General features: G+C 41.5%; 20 protein-coding genes. 10 read left to right on the forward strand and 10 right to left on the reverse strand.

The features are described 5' to 3' along the window. Window positions 1–173: 173 nt before the first annotated feature. Both pfkA and upp read left to right on the forward strand, forming a co-directional pair. The gene (gene pfkA / locus NZ848_RS02965; protein ID WP_101727705.1) at window positions 174–1,148 is read left to right on the forward strand and encodes a 6-phosphofructokinase; all 975 of its coding nucleotides are present in this window, start codon (window positions 174–176) and stop codon (window positions 1,146–1,148) included. 19 nt (window positions 1,149–1,167) lie between these two features. After that, window positions 1,168–1,812 (forward strand): uracil phosphoribosyltransferase, encoded by a 645-nt coding sequence (gene upp, locus NZ848_RS02970; RefSeq protein ID WP_253533808.1) that lies wholly within the window; start codon window positions 1,168–1,170, stop codon window positions 1,810–1,812. A 3-nt stretch (window positions 1,813–1,815) separates the two neighbouring features. Here upp and NZ848_RS02975 read toward each other — a convergent pair whose 3' ends face one another. The 3 genes from NZ848_RS02975 to NZ848_RS02985 all read right to left on the reverse strand — a co-directional run bounded on the left by NZ848_RS02975 (window position 1,816) and on the right by NZ848_RS02985 (window position 4,276). After that, a complete protein-coding gene (locus tag NZ848_RS02975; protein ID WP_259014293.1) occupies window positions 1,816–2,415 on the reverse strand; it encodes a DUF4230 domain-containing protein in 600 nt (199 codons plus the stop codon). A 62-nt stretch (window positions 2,416–2,477) separates the two neighbouring features. Continuing rightward, window positions 2,478–3,416 carry an MlaD family protein gene (locus NZ848_RS02980; RefSeq protein ID WP_259014294.1) on the reverse strand — a complete coding sequence of 313 codons (939 nt, stop codon included), beginning with the start codon at window positions 3,414–3,416 and terminating at the stop codon, window positions 2,478–2,480. Window positions 3,417–3,517: 101 nt separating this feature from the next. Continuing rightward, on the reverse strand, window positions 3,518–4,276 hold the full coding sequence (locus NZ848_RS02985) for an N-acetylmuramoyl-L-alanine amidase family protein (RefSeq protein ID WP_259014295.1): 759 nt from the start codon (window positions 4,274–4,276) through the stop codon (window positions 3,518–3,520). A 188-nt stretch (window positions 4,277–4,464) separates the two neighbouring features. Here NZ848_RS02985 and NZ848_RS02990 point away from each other — a divergent pair, with 188 nt between their 5' ends. The 5 genes from NZ848_RS02990 to NZ848_RS03010 all read left to right on the forward strand — a co-directional run bounded on the left by NZ848_RS02990 (window position 4,465) and on the right by NZ848_RS03010 (window position 10,611). Next, a complete protein-coding gene (locus NZ848_RS02990) occupies window positions 4,465–7,431 on the forward strand; it encodes a putative LPS assembly protein LptD (protein WP_259014296.1) in 2,967 nt (988 codons plus the stop codon). Window positions 7,432–7,449: 18 nt separating this feature from the next. Next, on the forward strand, window positions 7,450–8,304 hold the full coding sequence (locus tag NZ848_RS02995; protein ID WP_259014297.1) for an N-acetylglucosamine kinase: 855 nt from the start codon (window positions 7,450–7,452) through the stop codon (window positions 8,302–8,304). Continuing rightward, window positions 8,304–8,930: a carotenoid biosynthesis protein gene (locus tag NZ848_RS03000; RefSeq protein ID WP_259014298.1), complete on the forward strand. Its 627-nt coding sequence runs from the start codon at window positions 8,304–8,306 to the stop codon at window positions 8,928–8,930. The genes NZ848_RS02995 and NZ848_RS03000 overlap by 1 nt, the downstream gene beginning before the upstream one ends. Before the next feature lie 11 nt (window positions 8,931–8,941). Continuing rightward, window positions 8,942–9,769, forward strand: a complete 828-nt coding sequence (locus NZ848_RS03005) for an amidohydrolase family protein (RefSeq protein ID WP_259014299.1) — start codon at window positions 8,942–8,944, stop codon at window positions 9,767–9,769. Between the two features lie 95 nt (window positions 9,770–9,864). Beyond that, a complete protein-coding gene (locus tag NZ848_RS03010; protein WP_259014300.1) occupies window positions 9,865–10,611 on the forward strand; it encodes a glycosyltransferase family 2 protein in 747 nt (248 codons plus the stop codon). 122 nt (window positions 10,612–10,733) lie between these two features. On the opposite strand, the gene NZ848_RS03015 is transcribed toward NZ848_RS03010, so the two are convergent. Then, the gene (locus NZ848_RS03015; RefSeq protein WP_259014301.1) at window positions 10,734–11,177 is read right to left on the reverse strand and encodes a GreA/GreB family elongation factor; all 444 of its coding nucleotides are present in this window, start codon (window positions 11,175–11,177) and stop codon (window positions 10,734–10,736) included. Beyond that, entirely contained in the window at window positions 11,174–12,286 is a 1,113-nt protein-coding gene (gene moeB / locus NZ848_RS03020) for a molybdopterin-synthase adenylyltransferase MoeB (protein ID WP_259014302.1), read from the reverse strand. The genes NZ848_RS03015 and moeB overlap by 4 nt, the downstream gene beginning before the upstream one ends. 130 nt (window positions 12,287–12,416) lie before the next feature. Here moeB and NZ848_RS03025 point away from each other — a divergent pair, with 130 nt between their 5' ends. Next, complete coding sequence (locus tag NZ848_RS03025; RefSeq protein WP_253533818.1) at window positions 12,417–13,166, forward strand: FKBP-type peptidyl-prolyl cis-trans isomerase; 750 nt, start codon at window positions 12,417–12,419, stop codon at window positions 13,164–13,166. A gap of 170 nt (window positions 13,167–13,336) precedes the next feature. Continuing rightward, window positions 13,337–15,403 (forward strand): carboxy terminal-processing peptidase, encoded by a 2,067-nt coding sequence (locus NZ848_RS03030; protein WP_253533819.1) that lies wholly within the window; start codon window positions 13,337–13,339, stop codon window positions 15,401–15,403. Window positions 15,404–15,471: 68 nt separating this feature from the next. On the opposite strand, the gene NZ848_RS03035 is transcribed toward NZ848_RS03030, so the two are convergent. The 5 genes from NZ848_RS03035 to NZ848_RS03055 all read right to left on the reverse strand — a co-directional run bounded on the left by NZ848_RS03035 (window position 15,472) and on the right by NZ848_RS03055 (window position 19,859). Further along, window positions 15,472–15,921 (reverse strand): hypothetical protein, encoded by a 450-nt coding sequence (locus NZ848_RS03035; protein WP_259014303.1) that lies wholly within the window; start codon window positions 15,919–15,921, stop codon window positions 15,472–15,474. Window positions 15,922–15,987: 66 nt separating this feature from the next. After that, entirely contained in the window at window positions 15,988–17,466 is a 1,479-nt protein-coding gene (locus tag NZ848_RS03040) for a hypothetical protein (RefSeq protein WP_259014304.1), read from the reverse strand. A gap of 35 nt (window positions 17,467–17,501) precedes the next feature. After that, window positions 17,502–18,041, reverse strand: a complete 540-nt coding sequence (locus NZ848_RS03045; protein ID WP_259014305.1) for an RNA polymerase sigma factor — start codon at window positions 18,039–18,041, stop codon at window positions 17,502–17,504. An 83-nt stretch (window positions 18,042–18,124) separates the two neighbouring features. After that, window positions 18,125–19,555 carry a PepSY-like domain-containing protein gene (locus NZ848_RS03050; protein WP_259014306.1) on the reverse strand — a complete coding sequence of 477 codons (1,431 nt, stop codon included), beginning with the start codon at window positions 19,553–19,555 and terminating at the stop codon, window positions 18,125–18,127. Window positions 19,556–19,634: 79 nt separating this feature from the next. After that, window positions 19,635–19,859: a DUF2905 domain-containing protein gene (locus NZ848_RS03055; protein ID WP_259014307.1), complete on the reverse strand. Its 225-nt coding sequence runs from the start codon at window positions 19,857–19,859 to the stop codon at window positions 19,635–19,637. Window positions 19,860–20,695: 836 nt separating this feature from the next. Between NZ848_RS03055 and NZ848_RS03060 the strand changes: the two genes are divergently transcribed. Then, window positions 20,696–21,952, forward strand: a complete 1,257-nt coding sequence (locus NZ848_RS03060) for an IS256 family transposase (RefSeq protein ID WP_259014308.1) — start codon at window positions 20,696–20,698, stop codon at window positions 21,950–21,952.

A 21,952-nucleotide genomic window follows, 5' to 3' on the forward strand; every position in this document is an offset into this window, starting at 1 on the left:
AAGTTAGAATAATGTTTTGATTAAATTGCTTTTAACAGAATAATCATTAAATACTAATAACAATTAAAATTTGGGAGAAATAAATAAAACTGATTACTTTTGCGCTGAAACAATACAACCCTATTGAACTATTAATATTTTAATTCTAAGCTAAAATAAAGTACCTATTTAAGATGAAACGAATTGCAGTTTTTACTTCTGGTGGAGATGCTCCGGGCATGAATGCTTGTATTAGAGCGGTGGTACGTGGAGCAATCTATCATGGACTGGAGGTATTTGGTATCAGAAGAGGATATAGCGGAATGATTGCGGGAGACGTTTTTCCGATGACCTCGCAATCGGTAAGTAATATTGTTCAAAGAGGCGGAACCATTCTTAAATCTGCACGCAGTAAGGCATTTATGACACCCGAAGGTAGAAAAAAAGCCTACGAGAATCTGATGAATGCCGGTATAGAAGGGCTTGTAGCGATTGGTGGAAACGGAACATTTACAGGAGCTGAAGTTTTTTATAACGAATACGAAATACCAACCGTAGGTTGCCCGGGTACTATTGATAATGACCTGTATGGCACCGACTACACAATCGGGTTTGATACTGCCGTAAATACTGCCCTTGAGGCCATAGATAAAATACGTGATACAGCTGATTCGCACGACCGCGTGTTCTTTATTGAAGTTATGGGGCGCGACTCTGGCTATATTGCCATTCAGTCGGGTATTGGTGGCGGAGCCGAAATTGTAATGGTACCAGAAACCCATACACCGCTTAAAAAAGTACTAAGCACCTTGAAAGACGGATGGACACGCTCTAAGTCTTCTTCAATAGTTGTAGTTGCTGAGGGTGACGAAGAAGGGCACGCCACTGAAATTGCTGAAAAGATTAAGTCGCAGGTGGCTGATAAGTTAGATATCAGAGTTACCACCCTGGGGCATATTCAGCGCGGTGGAACCCCAACTGCCTACGATCGTATTCTGGCCAGCCGCCTGGGTGTGGGTGCAGTAGAAGGTCTAATAAAAGGAAACAAAAACGTAATGGCAGGTATAGTGAACAACGAACTGGTTTATACACCGTTTATTGACACTATCAAAAAACCAAAGCCTATCCATGATGATTTACTTAGAATGGTTCATATTTTAAGTATTTAATCATCTCAACTCAATCAGTATGTTTGTTCTGACCGAAAACTACTCTGTTGCAAACCATTTCCTGGCAGAACTCCGTGACCAGCAGATTCAGAAAGATGCCCTCAGGTTCCGTAAAAATATGGAGCGGCTGGGTGAAATCTTTGCCTATGAAATCTCTAAGACACTGAGTTACCAGAATAAGGATGTAACCACTCCTCTGGGCGCAAAAATTACTCAGCAGATGTCGCAGCAGATAGTGCTGGTTACTATTCTCAGAGCAGGTTTGCCGCTTCATCAGGGCTTGCTTAATTTCTTCGATAAGGCCGAAAACGCATTTATAGGCGCATATCGTGGCAAGCATGATGAGAAGGAGTCGTTTGAAATAGAGATGGACTACATTACAAGCCCTGATATACAAGACAAAATACTGATTATCAGTGACCCTATGCTGGCAACCGGTAAGTCAATCGAGAAGGCCTACCATGCCATGCTAAGATACGGTATACCAGCCAAAACGCATATCGTATCTGCTATAGCCAGCAGAAGAGGCGTACGTTTTATTAATGCCCGCCTGCCGCAATGCCGTTTATGGATTGGTGATGTTGATGAGGAAATGAACAATAAATCTTATATTGTTCCTGGCTTGGGTGATGCCGGAGACCTGGCCTATGGTGGTAAAGTCTGATGCTTATTTTGGGGCGCTTAATGTTGCCGAAAGCCTGAATTGCAGCACAACCTTTTTGCCCGATATGTTTTCAAGAATTGGCCTTAAAACTAAATCGGCATTTTTTCTGGTTTGTTCAAGAATACCCATTTCCAGTGCCGATTGCTGAATTTTGCTTTCTGCACTTTTATAGGCTTCATTTAGTAGTTGTTGCTCGTTCATAAACGCATACTGCGTATCATAAATCTTCGAATTTTTGTGGTCTATGCTATAATGGCACAGCTCGGGGTCTGGCAAATGCACAATAAGCGTATCGTTTTTTGTAGCTACGTCTTCTGCCCTTACTTTGGTTAAATCAATACACCCTATTGCATTGCCCTGTACAATCAGAATTGCCTTCGGGTTTGGCAAATAGCTTCGTTTTATTTCCTGCTCAACCACATCACGAAAAGTAAAATTAGCCAGTTCTATCTTGCCCAGCGTTGTCATTTCTTTCAAAACAATATTGTGGGTGGTGCTTGCCTCTTCTGTGCCAAACGGGTTAAAGTTCTTTAGTTTTTCCCACAGAAAAATGGCTACAAAAGCAACAATCAGAATAATCAGTAGGTTTATGGGGCGTCGCATAGGTTATGGCTTAAATCTGGCAATGCTTACAAAAAGGCGGAAACCTCACAAGGTAAGGTAACTTACTTTTTGGCTTCTTTGTCTTTTTTGCCAAACAATGAAAAATGAACATAACGTTTCGGATTGGCCTTCAGGTCTGCTAAAAGAACAGCCAGGTTGGCAGCAGTACGGTCAAGATTAACATAAAGCGAGTCGTTTGTAGCCAGTTTGCCTATGGTGCCTTTTCCATGGTTGATTTCGTTCAGTATCTGGTGCATACTGGCAACAGAGCGGTTAAGTTGTGCCAGTGTTTCTCCCATCCTTATGGCATTTAATGAATCTGCAAAAGTGTTTGTCTTTTTCAGAATGGGTTTAATCTGGGTGTCCAGGCTTGTCGTAAGCGTATTCAGATTGGCCGTAAGCAAAGCAGCATTGGCTGTTACAGCAGATAGGTTCTGGGCGTTAGCAGCAACTACTGAATTTACACCCGTAGTGGTGGCATCGGCATTGCTGATAAGCGCTTTCAGAGCCACGCCCGTCTGATCAAATTGTTTAACAACCGTTGTGAGCGAAATAAGCAGCGAATCGGCATTTTTTAAGATTGGAGAGGCTTTTTCGCTCAGGCCACTCATCAAACCACCCTCAATTTCACTTTTAAGAACGCCCTCATCTTTGATTGGATTTCCTGCCTGAATCAGCATTTTTATCATTTTACCTCCCAACAGCCCGTTATCAGCCAGAATGGCCACCGAGTTGTCGTTGAGCATTATATCTCTCTTAATGGCAAGTAAAACTTTTACTCTGTTGCGGTCCTGCTCTGGTATTACTTCTACTACTCGCCCTATGGTAACACCATTATACATTACAGGGTTTGAGGTCTGCAGGCCTTCAACATTAGAGTAATAGGCATAGTATTCGTTTTCAGTGCTGAAAACGTCCAGGCCTTTCAAGAAATTAAAGCCCAGATAAAAAATAACAAATGTTATAATACCCAGCAGTCCTACTTTTACTTCCTTTTTCATAATAATACGTATATGGTGAATTTAATTATAAGCACAGACGCTGTCAACTTTTTTAAACCTGATCGCCCGTACTTGTGGTTCTATCGGTTAGTAATTTAAACTTATTTTTCTACTTCTTCTTTATATGCTTTTATGGCTTTAACTATGGCACTGGCAATTTTGTTGTGTCCTTCCTCACTTTCCAGAATCTTTCTGTCAGTTGTATTCGTCAGATACCCGGTTTCAATATAAATTCCGGGCATGGTTGTTTCCCATAGCACCTGAAAACCCGCCTGTTTTACCCCTCTGCTTTTACGCCCGTTTTTTTGAAATTGTTTTTCAACCTTCGAAGCCAGATTTAAGCTTTGTTTCATAAAGGCATTCTGGTAATTTGCCATTTTTATGTGTGCAAGTGGTGAATTCGGGTTGAAATCGTAGTTTTTCTCGTAATTATCTTCTAACAATATTACGCCGTTTTCACGTTTGGCCAGTTCAAGGTTTTCTTCTGTTTTATGCAGCCCCATTGTATAGGTTTCAGACCCATAAACAGCAGATGAATAGGGGTTGGCATTTACATGAATGCAAATAAACAAATCGGCTTTGCTGCGGTTGGCAATGGCGCCTCTTTCATGTAGTGGAATAAAAACGTCTTTTTTACGGGTATATACCACCTTTATGCCCAGTTCTTCCTCAATTAGCCGGCCTGTTTTAAGCGTAATGCTTAGTGCAATATCCTTTTCTCTTAGTTTTCCGTGGCTGGTGCCGGGGTCTTTTCCGCCATGACCTGCATCAATTACGATAGTTCTTATTTTTCCCGTTTGCGCATCTGCCGAAACAGTTGCAACAATGGCAATAAACAAAGCTTTAAGAATTTTTAACATGATTTTCCGGGCAAACGTTCTGTCTAATGTTTTAATAAGCTAATTTTGTGCCACGTTACACCGTTATTCCAGTGATAGAACGTAATTTGATTACAAAAATACTATTTTTGAGGCGACAATAAATACAATCTTGTCTGAAAACATAAGAAAAACGCCCGGCGGTTAACAGTTTTTCGGTATAATTTTAAATGAAATATAATCTCTTGAAGTTTCCACTTATACTCTGTTGCTTTTTGTTCAGTGTATCTGTCTTTGCGCAGTTTCCGACTATTGACCCGCTCAGGCGCGCCGGTACCGGAAATAGTGGCTTTGGACAGCCACTTCCGGAGACTCCCAGAAAAGCCCGTGCAGCAGGTAATAAGTTGTTTGCCGAAAAACAGGATACCGTAAAAGTAATTATTCCTGACTCACTGAAGAGTAAAGATAACAGCCTTCAGTCAATCGTAAAATATACTGCCCAGGATTCAACAGTAATGGAAGTAGACGGCCGTACGGTGCATCTCTACGGCCAGGCTAAGGTTACCTATGGCGATATTGCTCTGGATGCCGACTACATCAGGCTTGACTGGGGAAAGAACGAGATTTTTGCACACGGCTCGCCGGATACCACCAAAAAGGGAGAGAAAGTAAAAGGCAAACCTGTTTTTACACAGGCCGGAGACACGTATAATACAGATACCATCAGGTATAACTTTAAGTCAAGGAAGGCCATTATCAAGAATATTGTTACCAGGCAGGGTGAAGGTTTTGTGCAGGGAGAGCGGGTAAAGAAAGACCCCGAAGATAACCTGTACCTGGTACACGCCAAGTACACTACCTGTAACCTGAAAGAACCGCATTTTCATATTGCAGCCAGAAAAATCAAGCTTGTCAATAAAAAACAGATAATATCGGGGCCATTTAATTTTGTTTTAAGTGGTGTACCGCTGCCGTTGGGCCTGCCCTTTGGGTTTTTTCCTGTTCCCAAAAAGAAAGAAATAGGTACTTCTGGCATTATTATGGGGTCTTACGGAGAAGAACCCCGTAACCGTGGCTTTTATTTCCGCGATTTCGGTTATTATTTCGCTATCAGCGAGAACATCGGCGCTAAAGTACTCGCTCAGATATACTCCAAAGGCAGCTTTGGGGTAGGGGTTCAGTCCAGCTATTCCAAACGATATAAATACTCCGGCAATTTAAGTTTTCAGTACAATTACAACAAACCCGTTGCTGAGGTAATAGATCCTAAAACTACGCAGTCAAGCGCCAAAGACTTTAGTCTTAACTGGTCGCATTCACCCGCCAACAAAAGGCCAGACAGGAGTTTCTCGTCATCAGTAAACCTGCGTAGCAATGGTTTTAATCGAAACAATGTTAATACAGCCGATGTAAGCAATTATCTGAGCAGTACCTCCAATTCATCGGTTCAGTATAACCGTACTTTTGCACAGAAGTTTGTAACCAGTACCGGGCTTAATATTTCTCAGAACTTTACAACAGGGCAGGTAGATGCCAACCTGAATTACAGTTTGGGTTTAAATCAGTTTAACCCATTCATACCCGAAAAGAAAATGGTTGGCCGCTGGTTTGAGTCTTTTAGGGTAGGTTTTAATGTCAATGGTGGGTATCAGGCCACCAACACTAAAGTAAATAGCATTACCAGTTATTCAGAATACAAAATTGTTCGTCAGTTGCCGGATGGTTCTTATGAATCAATAGAAGCGAAGCCGCTTACAAACGAAGAAATTCGGTTGAGAGATGCCAATCCGCTGACGCTGACTCCGGCGGAAAGAGAAAAACAAAAGGCTATTCAGGAAAGGCTGAATAATGTAAGGAAGATAAACAGCCTGAATGCCTTTCAGGACATCCTTTCAGACGGGCAGTTTCGTACTACCTATTCTATTCCTATTGTATTGCCTAACTTCAAAATTGCGCGATACATCAACTTTACCCCCAGTGTGTCGTTAAGGGGCGATATTTTCACCCAATCGCTCCGCTATCAGTATATCGAAAGTCAGAATGCCGTTAAAATAGATACCATTAAGGGCTTTTTTCCAACCTATCAGACCTCTGTATCGGGTAGCATGAATACCCGTGTTTATGGTACTTATCAGTTCAGGGGAAAAGGGCGCCTGCAGGCTATCAGACATACCCTGGCACCGTCAATCAGCGTAAATTATGCCCCTGATTTCACCAAGAATCTGTTTGATTACATGGTTGTGCGCATCGATCAGGACACCGTCAATGGTGTTATAAACCGCACCCGCCTCAATAAACTTTTACCAAGATACCCTACACTTGGGGCGTCAGCGGGGGCATCTGGTAGTATTGGTTTTTCTCTTACTAACCAGTTGGAAGCCAAAGTTAGGTCCAGGTCAGATACTGCTGCTAAAGCATTTGAAAAAATTTCATTGCTTGATAACCTCGGTATCAGCGGAAGTTACAACCTCCTGGCCATTGGCGACTCCATGAATCTTTCTAATATCAATATTTCAGCCAATACCAATTTACTTAAGAACCTGATAAATATTAATGTATCTGGCAGCCTTGACCCGTATTATTACAGACAGGAAGCTACCAGCGCTTTGCAGCTTCAGAACCCCGCCGGGCGTATTACAAGGTTTTATAAGATTTCGCAGGCTGATAAGTTCAGTCTGAGCAATCTGGCTACCTTGCGCAATGCCAACGTGGCCATTGCCACAAGGTTATCGCCGGCAACTTTTGATAAATCAAAAGAGAAACCTAAAGAGATGAGGTCAACTGACCCGGCTATGGAGGCCATGAAGAAATTTGTGGCAACCAATCCTGAACTTTATGTTGACTTCTCTATACCCTGGACCCTCAGTATCAGTTATAACCTGAACTACATAAAACAGGGGCTGGCGAATCCGCAAATTACCCAGGCTGTAACAGTGCAGGGTGACTTAAGTCTTACACCCAAATGGAAAATTGGTTTCAATACCGGATGGGATTTTCAGTTCAAAGCCGCTACATTAACCAACATCAGCCTGCATCGTGAACTGCACTGCTGGGACATGAGTTTTAACTGGACACCCATAGCTGGTAATAATATCCGTTCAAGTAACTATTCTTTTGACCTGCGCGTGCGAAGCACGCTGCTGCAGGAATTGAAACTTAGCCGCCGCCGCCAGACTTACGGATTAGGAGGATTTTAACCTTTCGAAAGATAATAAATGATACTCATTGCAGACAGTGGCTCAACCAAGACAGACTGGCGTATTTTAGATAAAGGCCAAGTAATAGGGCAGGTGCGAACAGTTGGGTTTAATCCGTATTATCAAGACACCGCCACCATTGCTGCAGAGCTGAAAAGCGGAGTTTTACCACAAGTTTCAGGCAATATAACAGATATATACTATTACGGCACCGGAATAACTAACGACGAAAAAACCACCGTTGTGCGTTCGGCATTACAAGCTGTATTTACTGCCACCGGCCTTATTGAAGTTAATAGTGATGTGCTGGGTGCTGCCAGAGCCGCCTGCGGACACAGCCCTGGTATAGCCTGTATTCTGGGTACGGGTTCAAATTCCTGCTATTTTGACGGAGAGAAAATAGATTTTCAGGTACCGCCGCTGGGTTTCTGGCTGGGCGATGAAGGCAGCGGAGGCCACCTGGGTAAGTTATTGTTGCTAGCGTATCTGCACAAAGAAATGCCGGCAGATATCAGACAATTGTTTGAGGCGCAATATGGCGTAACAGACCGGCTTCTGGTGTTAGAAAATGCCTATCATCGGCCTTTCCCTAACCGTTATTTTGCGGCTTTTGGTAAATTTCTGCATGATAACATCCGCCATCAGTTTTGTGATAATCTTGTAAGGGGGACTTTTAATGCTTTTTTTGAAAAGTACATATTAAAATACCCGATGTGCCATGAGGCAGAACTCAATTTTGTAGGCTCGGTTGCTTTTTATTATGAGCAGCTATTACGTAAAGAAGCCCTGAAACTGAAATTACAGATAGGAAAAATACTGATGGCCCCAATAGACGGATTGGTGACGTTTCATACTACTAAACTATTAAGCTGATGAGGAATCCGAGGCCATACCTGCTTTTGCTTGCCTCTATGTATCTGGCAGGCCTAATTGGGCTGAATATCCCACAGACAACCGAGCTTTTTCAGGCGCTTACACCATTTAATCTGGTGGTGTCGTTGGTTATACTTCTGGGTTTTAACCAGCAATTCAATGGCCCGTTTTATATTTTTGCAGTAATTACTTTTCTTACCGGCTATTTTATTGAGGTAGCAGGTGTACATACCGGCATCATTTTCGGTCATTACCAATATGAAACCACACTCGGCTTCAAGATTATTGATGTTCCGCCATTGATAGGCGCCAACTGGCTGCTTTTAATTTATTGTATAGGTAGCTCAATTAGTCGTTTATCTGTGCCTTTTATTGTAAAGATTAGTTTAGGGGCATTGTCAATGACACTACTTGATGTACTGATAGAGCCGGTAGCAATCCGTTTAAATATGTGGTCATGGGACTCTCTTCAGCCGCCTTTACAGAATTACATAGCGTGGTTTATTGTTTCTGCTTTTTTATTCGCTTTGTTTTTCAGCCTTAAATTCAGAAAAGATAATCCGATAGCCCTCTGGCTGCTCATTTTTCAGATATGTTTTTTCGGCATTCAAAATATAATTAGCTAACTCCCTTACTTATGACTATCGACGCGCATCAACATTTCTGGCATTACAATGCAAAAGACTATGATTGGATTGACGAATCTATGAAATCTATTCAGCGTGATTTCCTTCCTGCTGATTTAGAACCCCTGCTGAACAAAAATGGAATAGATGGCTGCGTACTGGTGCAGGTGAATCAGTCTGAACAGGAGAATATTGATTTTTTGAAATTTGCTGATTTATACTCTTTTATTAAAGGCGTGGTAGGTTGGATTGACTTACGGGCTGATAATCTGGCAGAAAGGCTGAAGTATTTCAGCCAGTTTCAGAAATTGAAAGGTTTCAGGCATATTGTGCAGGGAGAACCCGTCGGATTCATGCAGCAGGAATCGTTTATTGATGGTGTGAAAAAGTTAGTTCCTTTTGGCTATACTTACGACATCCTCATTTATCCGAAACAACTAAAAGATGCGTTGCATATTGTAAGAGAATGCCCAGACAATAAATTTGTAATTGACCACATTGCCAAGCCAGACATTAAGAACAAGGAAATATCGCGGTGGTCAAACTACATGAAAGAGATAGCCCGGCATGAGCAGGTTTACTGTAAAGTATCTGGTATGGTAACTGAGGCCGACTGGTATAACTGGAAGAAAGAAGACTTCTATATTTATCTGGATACGGTACTCGATTGCTTTGGTACAAATCGCCTCATGTATGGGTCAGACTGGCCGGTTTGTCTGGTTGCAGGTGCGTATGAAGACCAGCTTTCTATTGTGCAGTCATATTTTGAAAAACTAACCCAGACAGAAAAGGATAAAATTTTTGGTGAAAACGCAGTTCGTTTTTATGGTCTTCAATAAAAAATGCTCGGTGTCCCGGTCGCCTGCCAAAAGACTTTTGTAGTTTTGGCTTTACCAAAAGAATTGCTTTTTTAACGGCAAATGAATATACCCCGATGAAGATTTCAATAGTAACTGCGGCATTTAACTCTGCTGCAACCATTAAAGATACCATAGATAGTGTGCTGGCGCAGGATTACCCTGATATTGAGCATTTGATAGTTGATGGGGCATCGAGCGATGGTACTGTTGATATTTTAAAGTCGTATGGAGATAAAATCAGATGGGTTTCTGAGAAAGACAAAGGCATTTATGATGCCATGAACAAAGGTGTAAGTATGGCCACCGGTGAAGCCATCGGAATTGTTGGTTCTGATGATTTTTATCCTGACAGCCACGTGATATCAAAGGTAGCAAAGGCGTTTCAGGAATCTAAGGCAGATGCAGTTTATGGAGACCTTCACTACGTAAACAACAAAGATGTAACGAAAATTGAGAGAAACTGGGTCTCTGGCGAGTATAATAAAAACAGATTTCTCAATGGCTGGATGCCGCCGCATACCGCATTTTTTCTCAAGAAAAAGATTTATGATGCGCATGGCCTGTATAATCTGAATTTGCAGAGTGCCGCCGACTACGAGTTGATGTTGAGGATGTTATACAAGTATAATGTATCGGCCTGTTACATACCAGAGGTTTTAATGAAAATGCGTATTGGTGGCAACAGCAACAGTTCTTTCAGAAAACGCCTTGCCGCCAACCGGGAAGACCGTTTGGCATGGACCATAAACGGCCTTGAGCCGCGCTGGTATACCCTATATGCCAAGCCATTATCTAAGCTATTACAATGGGTGGTAAAGTAACAGTATTCTCTATCGAACCAATATCTGTTCTGTAAATTGATTCAGCCCGAGAATCTAAGTATCATTGCTGAATCAGTTTTTCAAAACATCAGGTATCAACATTATAATGTTAGGCTGCCGGGTTATTCAATACTGATAATTTGCTCAGTTTTGCCTCTGAACGTAAACGTTTCTCCAATTTGTTTTCTCATAATTACCTGCCCAATAGGCGATTGCGGAGAAATAACCATTATGCTTTTGCCATTTACATTTATAGCGCCCGTGCCGATAGCCACATAAAAGGTACCCATTGAAGTTTCTGTGAGAGCTCCGGAATTGACAGCAGTGTGTGTAACATCCGGGTTGATTTTATCCAGCAACTGTCTTTCCTGACGGGCCTGCTCAAACATGCGTCCATTCATTTCACGGTCCAGCTGGCCCATGGCTCGAGCTGTTTCGTATTTATCACCTGCCGAGCTTTTACTTTCTTCGTTTGCCGAATTTTTGGCCGCCTCCATGGCTTCCCAGGAGGTATTCATTCTTTTTTCAACCAGTTCTTTTACCTTTTCTAAAATTGCTTTTTTCATTCGTTGCTGCCGGGCGTTACAATGGCATTGATGCCTCCGGATAGGTTTATTAAATTGTTAAATCCGTATTTTTCTTTTAGTAAACTGATGGCTTTTCTGCTCCTGATACCACTCTGGCAGTGTATAACCACCGTTTTGTCTCGTCTTATTTTGGCCAGGTGCTTTTCCAGCTCCGACAAAGGCATTAGTTCGCCGTTGATATTAAAGCTGTCATACTCATGTTTTTCTCGTACATCTATCAACTGAAACGGGGCCTCATCAGCATCGGATTCAGCCAACCGCATATATGCTTCATAACTTATCTCATCCAAAGGTTCTGATGTTTCAGCTGTTACACCACAAAATGCTTCATAATCTATCAGTTTGTTTATTGCGGGTGTGCCGGGTATTTTCGGAATCCTCACCATCCTGCTTTGCATGCTCAGGGTATCCATTATCAGCAATTTACCTGCCAGTGGCTCGCCGATACCTGTAATGGCCTTTATGGCTTCAAGCGCTTGTATAGACCCAATAATGCCCGGTAATACGCCTAAAACACCAGCTTCGGCGCAGTTGGGAGCCTGTTCAGGTGGGGGAGGAGACGGGAACAGGTCTCTGTAAGTAGCCGATTCATTATAATTAAACAGTGCTACCTGCCCTTCAAAGCGATTGATGGCACCGTAAACATAAGGTTTATTAAGCATTACGCAGGCATCATTGACCAGGTATCTTGTCTGAAAATTATCAGTACCATCTACCACAATATCATAATTGCTTATTATTTCAAGTGCATTTTCGGCCGTAAGGCGCGTTTGGTAGCCTATGAAATTAACAAGAGGATTAAGCATCTTTAACCTTTTAATTGCCTCATGAAGTTTGGGCTCCCCCACTGTGTCTGTAGCATACATAATCTGCCTTTGAAGGTTGCTAAGTGCTACGGTGTCGTCTTCAACTATACCAATGGTGCCTGTACCGGCGGCTGCCAGATACAAAAGCACCGGGCAGCCTAAGCCGCCGCATCCTACTACAAGGACACGGGCTTCTTTCAGTTTTTGCTGGCCGCTCAGGCCTAGTTCCGGCAAAATAATCTGCCTGTCGTATCGCCTTATTTCTTCAGAGGTTAGAGCCATGTTAAAAAATCTTAAAAAAAACTGAAAACTTATATTTTGCAGAGTTTTTTTTTTCGAAATCTAATTTTTAAAGTAAAAGTACGTTTATTTGTTGTTCCTTAACAAATATTTCAAAAACAGTGTTTTTAAAATGAAGAAAATCATAGTAGCTCTCTCAGTTAGTATTTTTGCCACACAATTGTCTTTTGCGCAAACCCCTAAAACCCCAGCTAAAAAACCGGCTACACCTACAGCCAGACCCGCCGCGGCACCTCCGGCAAAACCTGTGCAGGCCGAAGCAACAGTTATGCGCAATACCATTGATTCGCTTAGCTATGCAATCGGAATGAACATTGCCGCCAATCTTAAGCAACAAAATATTAAAGCCAATACAGCCATGCTTGCGCAAGCCATAGAAGATGTGCTCAACGGCACACCTACGGCCATTAACCCTAATGATGCCAACGCTTATATTCAGTCTTATTTTCAGAATCAGGCAATGAAAGAGGCAAGTGCCAATCTGAAAGCAGGAGAGGCATTTCTGGCCGCCAATAAAACAAGACCCGGTGTTGTAGAGTTACCTAGTGGTTTGCAGTATCAGATTGTGAAGGAAGGAACAGGCGCCAAACCAACAGCCAACGATAAAGTAAAAGTACACTATAAAGGTATGCTGATTGATGGAACAACTTTTGATAGCTCTATAGACAGAGGCCAGCCTGCCGAGTTTGGTGTCGGGCAGGTAATTCCGGGCTGGGTAGAGGCTATTCAACTTATGTCGGTGGGTTCTAAATGGAAATTGTTTATACCAGCCGAGCTGGCTTATGGTCAGCAGGGCCCTCCGAGTATCGGCCCGAATCAGGTTTTGGTGTTTGAGGTTGAGCTGCTTGATATCGTAAAATAAAGTGGTAGCAATTGTTCTGATTCAGAACGAATTTGCAACCTAATCTGGCAGATAGATGTTTTTCAGTTAAGCCGGCCTTTAGCGGTAGGCTTTTTGTTTGGTATGATGTTAATTGGTAAATTGTTTAATTAAACTCTCCGTTTGGGGGTTGCTTTGTTATGTTAGAAATTATGAAAAAAATTCTGGTACTCTTTACCCTGACAGGGCTTTTCGGATGCTTCGAGAACAAGGCTCAGAACAAAGTATCTACTGCCCCTACTTACGGATACAATGAGTTGGTGCCAACCCGCACGCAAGAGCAGGTAGAGCAATTTGCCACGCAGTTTCTTAGTTATCATCATTACCAGAAATTTAAACTGGACGACAACTTCTCGTCTAAAGTCTGGGATAATTTTCTGAAAGATGTAGACGGCAGCCATGCCTATTTTACACAGGCTGATATCGCGTCATTTGAAAAATACAGATATGGCGTAGATGAAGATTTGCTGGAAGGAGACCTTACCCCGGCTTTTGAAGTATTTAATCTGTTTAGAGCTAAATACAAAAAACGCCATGAAAAAATTATAACCCTGCTTGACAAACCTTTTGATTTTACAACTGATGAAGCTTTTGATGCTGACAGAGAGAAAGCAAGCTGGGCGAAATCGGAAGAAGAACTTGATGAAGTATGGCGTAAGATTGTAAAAAGCCAGGTGCTTGACCTGAAACTGAGTGGCAGTAAAGATAGCGCGATAGTGGCTACCTTGAAAGATCGCTATAATCGCTGGGAGTCTAGAATTGCCAAGTGGCGGTCTGAAGACGTGTTTCAAACTTTCATGAACGCCTTCTCTGAGACCATAGACCCCCACACCAATTATATGATACCCAGCACGGCGGCTCAGTTTAATATTGAAATGAGCCAGTCGGTAGAAGGCATAGGTGCTTCTCTGAAAAATGAAGGCGACTATGTAACCATTGCCGAGGTAATACCGGGCGGGCCACTTTTTAAAGATGGCAGGGCATTGAAAAACGACCGGATACTGGCTGTTGCACAAGGCGAAAATGGCCCTTGGCAGGATATTGTGGGCTGGCTGACTGATGATGCCGTAAAACTGATAAGAGGTACAAAAGGTACTGTAGTGCGCATTCGGCTGCTACCGGGCGATGCCCCCGCCGGGTCTGCCACAAAAGAGCTTAGACTAGTACGTGCAAAGGTAAAACTGGAAGAAGCCGTAGCCAAAGGAACGGTTGTGCCTTTCAAACAAAACGGCAAGGATTACAAACTGGGTGTAATTGAGATTCCGATGTTTTACCGCGACTTTGAGGATGCCCGCAAAGGCGGCGATTTTCAGAGTACAACCAAAGATGTGAAGCGTTTTCTGAATGAATTTAAGGCCAAAGGAGTAGAAGGAGTAGTAATTGATTTACGGAACAATGGAGGTGGTGCACTAACGGAAGCCATTAACCTTACCGGACTATTTATTACCAAAGGCCCTGTGGTACAACGGCGCGACAATAATGGTGCTATTGATGTTGAAAGCGACACAGATCCTGAACTAGTTTACAACGGCCCGCTGGTAATTTTGCAGAATCGTTTCAGTGCTTCGGCTTCTGAAATATTTGCAGGCGCTATTCAGGACTACAAAAGGGGGCTGGTTGTAGGCGAAAAATCTTTCGGAAAAGGCACCGTTCAACAATTGGTTGACCTTGACCAGTTTCTGCTGTCACCGCGTACAGCCTCAAATGATAAAAAGGCCTCTTCTAATGTTGGTTTCGACCAGAAGGAAAAATATGGTCAGCTGAAGTTAACTACTGAGAAGTTCTACCGTATTACGGGTAACAGCACCCAAAGAAAGGGTGTGTCGGCTGATATTAATCTGCCTTCACCTTTTGACCCTGACGAAATGGGCGAAAGTTCTCAGCCGGCCGCGCTGCCGTTTGACCAGATTAGTACCTCTGCTTATGAAAAAACCAATATAATTACGGATAAGGTTCTTGGCAAAATTCTGGAAAAATATGAACAAAGGCTGAGCTCAGACCCTGCCATGAAACAATTGGTTGAAGACCTTACTGAGTATCGCAAGACAAAAGATGTAACGGTTGTGTCTTTAAATGAAGCGAAACGTAAAGCAGAAAGAGATGAAAGCGAAAAACACAGAAGCGCAGTAAACAAGCTGAGCGCAGGTGAAAAGGATAGCAAAGATTTGATATTGACAGAATCTGAAAGAATATTGTGCGATTTGATTTCTCTGAAATAAAACAAGAATAATATCAAAAAAGCCGGTAGATTTTGTCTTCCGGCTTTTTTGATTACAAGTCATTTCTATTACAAAAGATTATCTGACTTGGCTGAATCAGCAGGTACGCTTTCTTGCTGCGGATGCGGAAAAGGCTCTTTCGTAGGTACCTCCTGGTTGTTCAGAAATTCAACATCAACAACAAAGTACTTGGTATCTCCATTCCATGGAAACTGAAAAAACTTTTCCTGATACTTTAAAGTAACACGTTCTCCGGTTTTTAAGGCCTTTTCTAACTTGGTTGTTACTGAATCCAGCTTGCAGGAGAAGTCCCAGTAGCGAGGGGTAAGCGTGCCAGTTTCGCCAGAGTATCCTCCTTCATTCAGCACACCCTCAAACGTTTTAAAAATATAGCCTCTTTCACTGATTTTTGAAATAGTTCCTGCTCTATCGCCTTTTGAATAATGTCCCACAGTGAGGTAATAGGCAAAGCCAATAACTAATAGCGCAAGTATAATAAGGGAAATTCTGAGTTTCATTGTGTTATCGTTTGGATTATGTTTGCAAATGAAATGAATTTTGACAGAATTGCAAAAAATCCTTTATTAAATGAAATTAACACGCAGATTAAGCCCGATATTGTATGGGCGTATCTTCAGATAATTGTTGGCGTCAGCCGATTGTGAGAGACTGTAACGAAATGTGGGTTCTATCCATAAGGATTTGCCTCCTTTAATAGGATATGAAACACCCACCGAAGCATTGATGTAAAATCCAAAATCTTTATTGGTAAGCACATGTACCGCTTCTGCACCTGCAATGGCGTAGACAGCGTTTTTCTTACGGCTTACCAGATACGCGTTGTCAACCTTTAAGCCTACCGTTTGCATAAATTGCTTTTGAGATACCTGTTCACCAATACCTACAAGTGTGTAGGTGCCGTTATTACTGGTTTGTACTTCATATTCGCCGTTGTTCAATTCATAGTTTGCCCATTGTTGCAAACCAGTGTAAGTGGCAGAAAGCCCGACAGCATATCTGTTCGACAACGGTTTCATAGCCCCTGCCCGCAATTGTATCCCCAGCCTTTGGTTATCTATGGCATCCAAACGCCCGACCTGCTGTATATAAGTATTGGTTTGAGGCATTACAGTAAATGCCTGATAGGTTTGAAGCGGCATCAGGCTTGCATTAAAGACAATGTCGCGGTGCACTCTCTGCGCTTTTTCCTGGTACGGTTTTTCTATGTTATAAGCAATGGCATTAAACGGCTTACGAACCGACTTCTGGCGATAAACTTTTGCCTGCAAAAGTTCTGCATTAAACTCCGCCTGTTCTGATGTTTGCGCATTGGCCAGGGTTGCCTGTGGTTCCTTTGTATCCATTATTGCCGGGGCAGGTAAGGTTCTGCCGGTGTTGGTTTTGTTTCCGGCAATCATTGCTTCATTTTTAAGCTTTGTCTTGTTTTTACCTGTACGAACCCCCGTGGCAGGCTGTTTGCTAATGGCTAAAGGTATCTTTGAAGCATTCCCCGGGAGATGTTTGCCAGGGTGTTTTTCTGCGTTATTTTCAGGTCTTGCAGAAACGGCAGCTGCATCAGAAACAGACTTCTTAACCGAAGAATTGTTTGCAACAGCAGCAGGGGTATCATTACGGTTAAGCAACCACCATAAACTACCCAGCATGAGTACAACTCCTGCTGCCAGCCCAATCCTGAAGAAAAGCGGAATAATGCCTCTGCGGCATTTTTGTGGTTGAATGGCCTCCTGAATTTTTAACCAGCTGATGGCTTGGGGTTCAGGTTCATAGTTTTTGAACTTTTCAGCCAGCTCTACACCTGCACGAATTTTCTCCCATGATTCCTCTTGTGGCTCAGCTTCAAATTCATTCATTCTCCGTTGCAGGTCAATACCTGCTCGTATTTTCTCCCACGATTCGTCCTGAGGTTCAGCTTCGTAGTCCTGAAACATCCGGTTCAGATTAATACGCGCACGAATCTTCTCCCATGATTCTTCCTGGGGTTCTGATTCAAAACTGCCGAATTTCTCTGTCAGCTTTCTTCTTATTTCGTCTTCTGAGAGCATATTTTATCCCCTTTAGGGATGTATTGAAAATTTTCTTAAATAGTAACACCCATCTCAATGAGTTTCTTCCTTAAATGAACCTTAGCCCTTGATAGCTGAGATTTTGATGTGCCTTCTGAAATACCTAATATTTTGGCTATTTCGTTATGTTCATAACCATCTATCAGATAAAGGTTTACCACCATTCTGTATCCGTCTGACAACTCGTTAATTACCGAAACTATCTCTTCGTGGCTCAATTGCGATATCGCACTTATATCGGCATTTCCGGTATCTTCCAGCACATGATAATCTACAAACTGCCTTTCATTGCTATTTTGCCTGTAATGGTCAATGGCTGTTCTGATAACCAGCGACTTTACCCAATATTCAACCGACTCAGGTTTTTGCAAGTCATGAATTTTATTGAAAACTTTAATAAAGGCTTCCTGAAATATATCTTCAGCTTCCATAACTGTGCGTGCATAACGACGACAAATACCCAACAACCGACCTTTATATAAATTATAAAAGGCGGCTTGTGCTCTGGGATCGTTCCGTTGGCATCCAAGTACTAAATCAATTTCACCGGGCATTCTGAAAGGGATTGCAGTGTTCTTAGTAATTACGTTTTAAATAGGCTAGCGTTATTTGCCCCGATAATAACTGCGAAAGGGGGTCAGCCTTTTCTGGCAGCTACAAAATTGCTGTTGGCATCAAAACTCAGAATATAAATGTCGATCCCTGTTTTAATAACCACTATATATGAAAACAATTGATTGTCTACAAAATTTATCATGCCTGTCTGGAAACTCCAGCCGGGATAATAAGAATTAATATAGGTTTTTATTTTTTCGGTAATGTTGTCTTCCTGCATCAGACGGGCAATACCTTTGCCGATGTTCACTTTCAGTATGGTTTCAACAATGCTTATAATTTTACCTTTGTCGTCAAATGCATAATTCAGTACCTGGTCATCTCTGATAATGGCCACCCAGTATATTTTCTTATCCTTATCGGTAATGAGCGAGGTTTGTATATAACTGAAATCCTGATGCCGGCTAATCAGAAAACTACTGATGGCTTCTGGCAGGTCTTTTGGCTGAATGGTTTTGATTTCATATTTACCGCTCGATGCCCCCAACGGCCCGCATACCTGCCCACCTCGCATGAAATCACCTTTATCATTAAACTGCAACGAAAATTGTTTTTTGTCGGCCGTAACCAGAATAAAATACCCCTGCAATTGCCCGCTTTGCGAAAACTTTATTCCGTTTTCATAGGTCCAGCTCGTAAAGTTTTTGTTGAGGCCATCTTTAATTGTCTGAGGCAGTTCACTAAGCGACACCAGCTTGTACTCCAGCTTGTTAAAAGGTACGCCAATGCCCAGGTTGCCCGCCCTCAAAACATTGCCTTTTTCATCAAACAGATATTCAAAGCTGGTCATATCTTTAGAAACCACCACCGAATACAATTTGCCATTAGGCATGAGCGAAACCGCTGCTTTTACAAACGTATAGCCTTCATGTTTGCTGCCCAGATAGGTTCTGATAATTGTAGGCAGGTCGGTTTCCTCAATAAAATATATTTTAGGCCCACCCTGGCCGTTTCCTGGCTGGGGTGGCCCTGGCCTGTCGTTAGCAGCCACCAAAACCAAAGTGCCGGTACTGTCAAAAACAATAGCAATTTCTTTACCGTCAGTAAGTTTTACAATTACTTTATAACCAATAACTGAACCATTGGCAGGCGCCATTTGCTGGCAAATGTACTTGATTTCGGCACCCGGATAGTTGTTGTTTATGTAGGTTCTGGCGTTTTCAGGTAATTGTACTGAATTGGTGATTTTGTAGGCTTCAGAGATTTTGCCGGAATTGTTGACAACGGCCGACATCCGGTCTACTTTGAATTGAAAGCTGGACTCCCACAGCTTGCCTTTTTCAAGTGTGGAGAATTTTATCTGTGTTGCTTCCGGAAATTCCTGCTTAATGGCATTGACCGCTACCTGCGGCACGGCCTCATTTGCATTCAACGCCGGTTGAAGGTCCTTCACGCTGTCGCAGGCTGAGAAAACCCAGCTGGTTAGAAACAGGTATATGTAAAGTCTTTTCATTAGATGCGTTGATAACTTATTACTTTGGCCTACTACTTTTAAAGACGCAAACGGGCTGATTTCGGTTGCATGAATAATGTCAGAAGAACTTCTTTATGAGATAGATGATGAAATTCAGAAGCAGACTGAGCAGAATCATAGTTACAACGGGAAAATACACACGTGTATTGCCATTCTCATACCTGATGTCGCCCGGCAATCGCCCCAACCAATGCAGCTTATCGGCAAAGAAATAGACAATAATGCCGATGATAATAAGAATACCACCGATGATGATTATGTATTTGCCTGTAGTTTGGTTCATGGGTTGGGTTACAAATTGAGGTTGAATATTTCCATGGCTTGCTGATAAAAATTACACTGTTACACTATCCATTACCTTTTATAATATTTGTAGATTATATTTCTATCACCTTCATTCTTGCCTTGAATAACCAGGCTATCTTTCGTTAACTTAATAATTTTAAACTCTGAGACTATTTGGTTTGAATCTGAAATCATAAAATATTTCCTACTATTTATTTCATAATTATATAAGTAACCAGTATCGAAGTCCTCTGGCTTATTTCTGTAATGACATAATATGCATTTTCCTCTTCATTTTCAGCCCAAATACCTTTTATTAGAATAGAAGTCTCTTTCAAATTAAAGGAAGATTTACATTGAACTAACAATAACCCAACAAAAACCAAACTGAATAAAGTAGTGTACTTTTACATTACTTTTTCTTAGGGATTTTTCATCAGTTCCTTCCTATACTCATAACAGAATAAGCCTATACTCAAAATCATTTTAACAAGCATCCAAACTTCAATTTTTTATTTGTAATGTACCAGCCCATTAAAAAGGCAAGAACCAAAATAGAAATCATTATCCACCCCTTTTGTTTTAAGGCAAAATTAATAGGTAAGATAAGTATAATAATTTCTAATACTGGTAATGTAAATAACATAATTACTGCTAAAGCATACCCTTCCATGTTGGATTTTGGATTCCATTTAAATCCACTCCCGATAAATTGATAAATATAAAAACAAAGCCATTTGAGTAAAATATACCCAGCGAAGAGACTGTAAATTAAAATGTGTCAAGTAAAAATTTAGCTAAAATGTTAATTTTACTTTAAACACAGTTTTTTTTATGGAAGAGAAAGAAGAATTCGACTTTGACGAATTTAAAAAGCAAGCAATTGCAGGTATGTATGCTGGTAAACCTTTTAATGGTGAGAGAGGGATTTTTGCGCCATTGATGAAACATTTTTTAGAAGCAGCCCTAGCTGGGGAACTAGAAAGTCACCTAGTAGAATCAAAAGCGAAAGGGATAGCTAATCGTAAAAATGGAAAGGCTAGTAAGCAAGTAAAGAGCTTATCTGGGGAATTTGAACTGGAAAGTAGCAGAGATCGTTCAGGCACCTTTGAACCTATGATTTTACCTAAGAGACAGGTAATAATTACAGAAGAACTTGAAGCTAAAGTTATAGGATTGTACGGTTTAGGCATGTCTACCAGAGATATATCTTCTCATTTAAAGGAGCTATATCAAATGGATATTTCGGCTACTCAATTATCTGCTATTACAGACAAAGTAATTCCAGCCATGCAGGAATGGCGTAGCAGACCTTTGGAGAGCATCTACCCCATTGTTTTTATGGACTGTATTCATTATAAAGTTAAAGAGGATGGTAGAGTAGTTTCACGAGCCATATACAACATCTTAGGAATAGACTTAGAGGGGAAAAAAGATTTAATAGGTATGTACGTGGCTGAAACCGAAGGTGCTAAATTCTGGCTTTCTGTTTTGACGGATTTAAAACGAAGAGGTGTAGAAGACATTTTAATTGCTTGCATTGATGGACTAAAAGGATTTCCTGAAGCTATCGTTACAGTATATCCCCAAACCCAAATACAACTCTGCATTGTCCATCAGATACGCAATAGTTTAAAATACGTCCCTGAAAAGGATAAAAAGGCTTTTATAGCTGATTTAAAGCTTGTTTATTCTGCTGTAAACAAAGAAGAAGGTTTTAGACAATTAGAAAGTTTAGAAGCTAAATGGAGCAAAAAATACATCATTGCTGTTCAATCCTGGTTTACTAACTGGGAAAACCTATCTAGTTTCTATGAGTATGCAGAAGACATCAGAAGATTGATTTATACGACAAATCCTATAGAGGGATTCCATAGGCAAGTCAGAAAAGTAACCAAGACGAAAGGCTCATTCACTTCTGATACGGCACTCTTAAAACTGATTTATCTGGTCGTACAGAGAATCTCTCAAAAGTGGACTATGCCTGTCCGAAATTGGGGTGTTACACTATCACAGTTGTACATCATTTTTGGCGATAGATTGAAATTTCATAATTTTGAAAAAAACTCACTTGGAGTTAACAACAAGTGA

Origin of the sequence: Emticicia fluvialis, from assembly GCF_024793945.1 — a bacterium.
Classification (GTDB): Bacteria; Bacteroidota; Bacteroidia; order Cytophagales; family Spirosomataceae; genus Emticicia; species Emticicia fluvialis.

Bases quoted from the DNA above. Each gene is read 5' to 3' on its own strand.
- pfkA (WP_101727705.1), top strand. From the start codon at position 174: ATGAAACGAATTGCAGTTTTTACTTCTGGTGGAGATGCTCCGGGCATG.
- upp (WP_253533808.1), top strand. From the start codon at position 1,168: ATGTTTGTTCTGACCGAAAACTACTCTGTTGCAAACCATTTCCTGGCA.
- NZ848_RS02975 (WP_259014293.1), bottom strand. From the start codon at position 2,415: ATGCGACGCCCCATAAACCTACTGATTATTCTGATTGTTGCTTTTGTA.
- NZ848_RS02980 (WP_259014294.1), bottom strand. From the start codon at position 3,416: ATGAAAAAGGAAGTAAAAGTAGGACTGCTGGGTATTATAACATTTGTT.
- NZ848_RS02985 (WP_259014295.1), bottom strand. From the start codon at position 4,276: ATGTTAAAAATTCTTAAAGCTTTGTTTATTGCCATTGTTGCAACTGTT.
- NZ848_RS02990 (WP_259014296.1), top strand. From the start codon at position 4,465: ATGAAATATAATCTCTTGAAGTTTCCACTTATACTCTGTTGCTTTTTG.
- NZ848_RS02995 (WP_259014297.1), top strand. From the start codon at position 7,450: ATGATACTCATTGCAGACAGTGGCTCAACCAAGACAGACTGGCGTATT.
- NZ848_RS03000 (WP_259014298.1), top strand. From the start codon at position 8,304: ATGAGGAATCCGAGGCCATACCTGCTTTTGCTTGCCTCTATGTATCTG.
- NZ848_RS03005 (WP_259014299.1), top strand. From the start codon at position 8,942: ATGACTATCGACGCGCATCAACATTTCTGGCATTACAATGCAAAAGAC.
- NZ848_RS03010 (WP_259014300.1), top strand. From the start codon at position 9,865: ATGAAGATTTCAATAGTAACTGCGGCATTTAACTCTGCTGCAACCATT.
- NZ848_RS03015 (WP_259014301.1), bottom strand. From the start codon at position 11,177: ATGAAAAAAGCAATTTTAGAAAAGGTAAAAGAACTGGTTGAAAAAAGA.
- moeB (WP_259014302.1), bottom strand. From the start codon at position 12,286: ATGGCTCTAACCTCTGAAGAAATAAGGCGATACGACAGGCAGATTATT.
- NZ848_RS03025 (WP_253533818.1), top strand. From the start codon at position 12,417: ATGAAGAAAATCATAGTAGCTCTCTCAGTTAGTATTTTTGCCACACAA.
- NZ848_RS03030 (WP_253533819.1), top strand. From the start codon at position 13,337: ATGAAAAAAATTCTGGTACTCTTTACCCTGACAGGGCTTTTCGGATGC.
- NZ848_RS03035 (WP_259014303.1), bottom strand. From the start codon at position 15,921: ATGAAACTCAGAATTTCCCTTATTATACTTGCGCTATTAGTTATTGGC.
- NZ848_RS03040 (WP_259014304.1), bottom strand. From the start codon at position 17,466: ATGCTCTCAGAAGACGAAATAAGAAGAAAGCTGACAGAGAAATTCGGC.
- NZ848_RS03045 (WP_259014305.1), bottom strand. From the start codon at position 18,041: ATGCCCGGTGAAATTGATTTAGTACTTGGATGCCAACGGAACGATCCC.
- NZ848_RS03050 (WP_259014306.1), bottom strand. From the start codon at position 19,555: ATGAAAAGACTTTACATATACCTGTTTCTAACCAGCTGGGTTTTCTCA.
- NZ848_RS03055 (WP_259014307.1), bottom strand. From the start codon at position 19,859: ATGAACCAAACTACAGGCAAATACATAATCATCATCGGTGGTATTCTT.
- NZ848_RS03060 (WP_259014308.1), top strand. From the start codon at position 20,696: ATGGAAGAGAAAGAAGAATTCGACTTTGACGAATTTAAAAAGCAAGCA.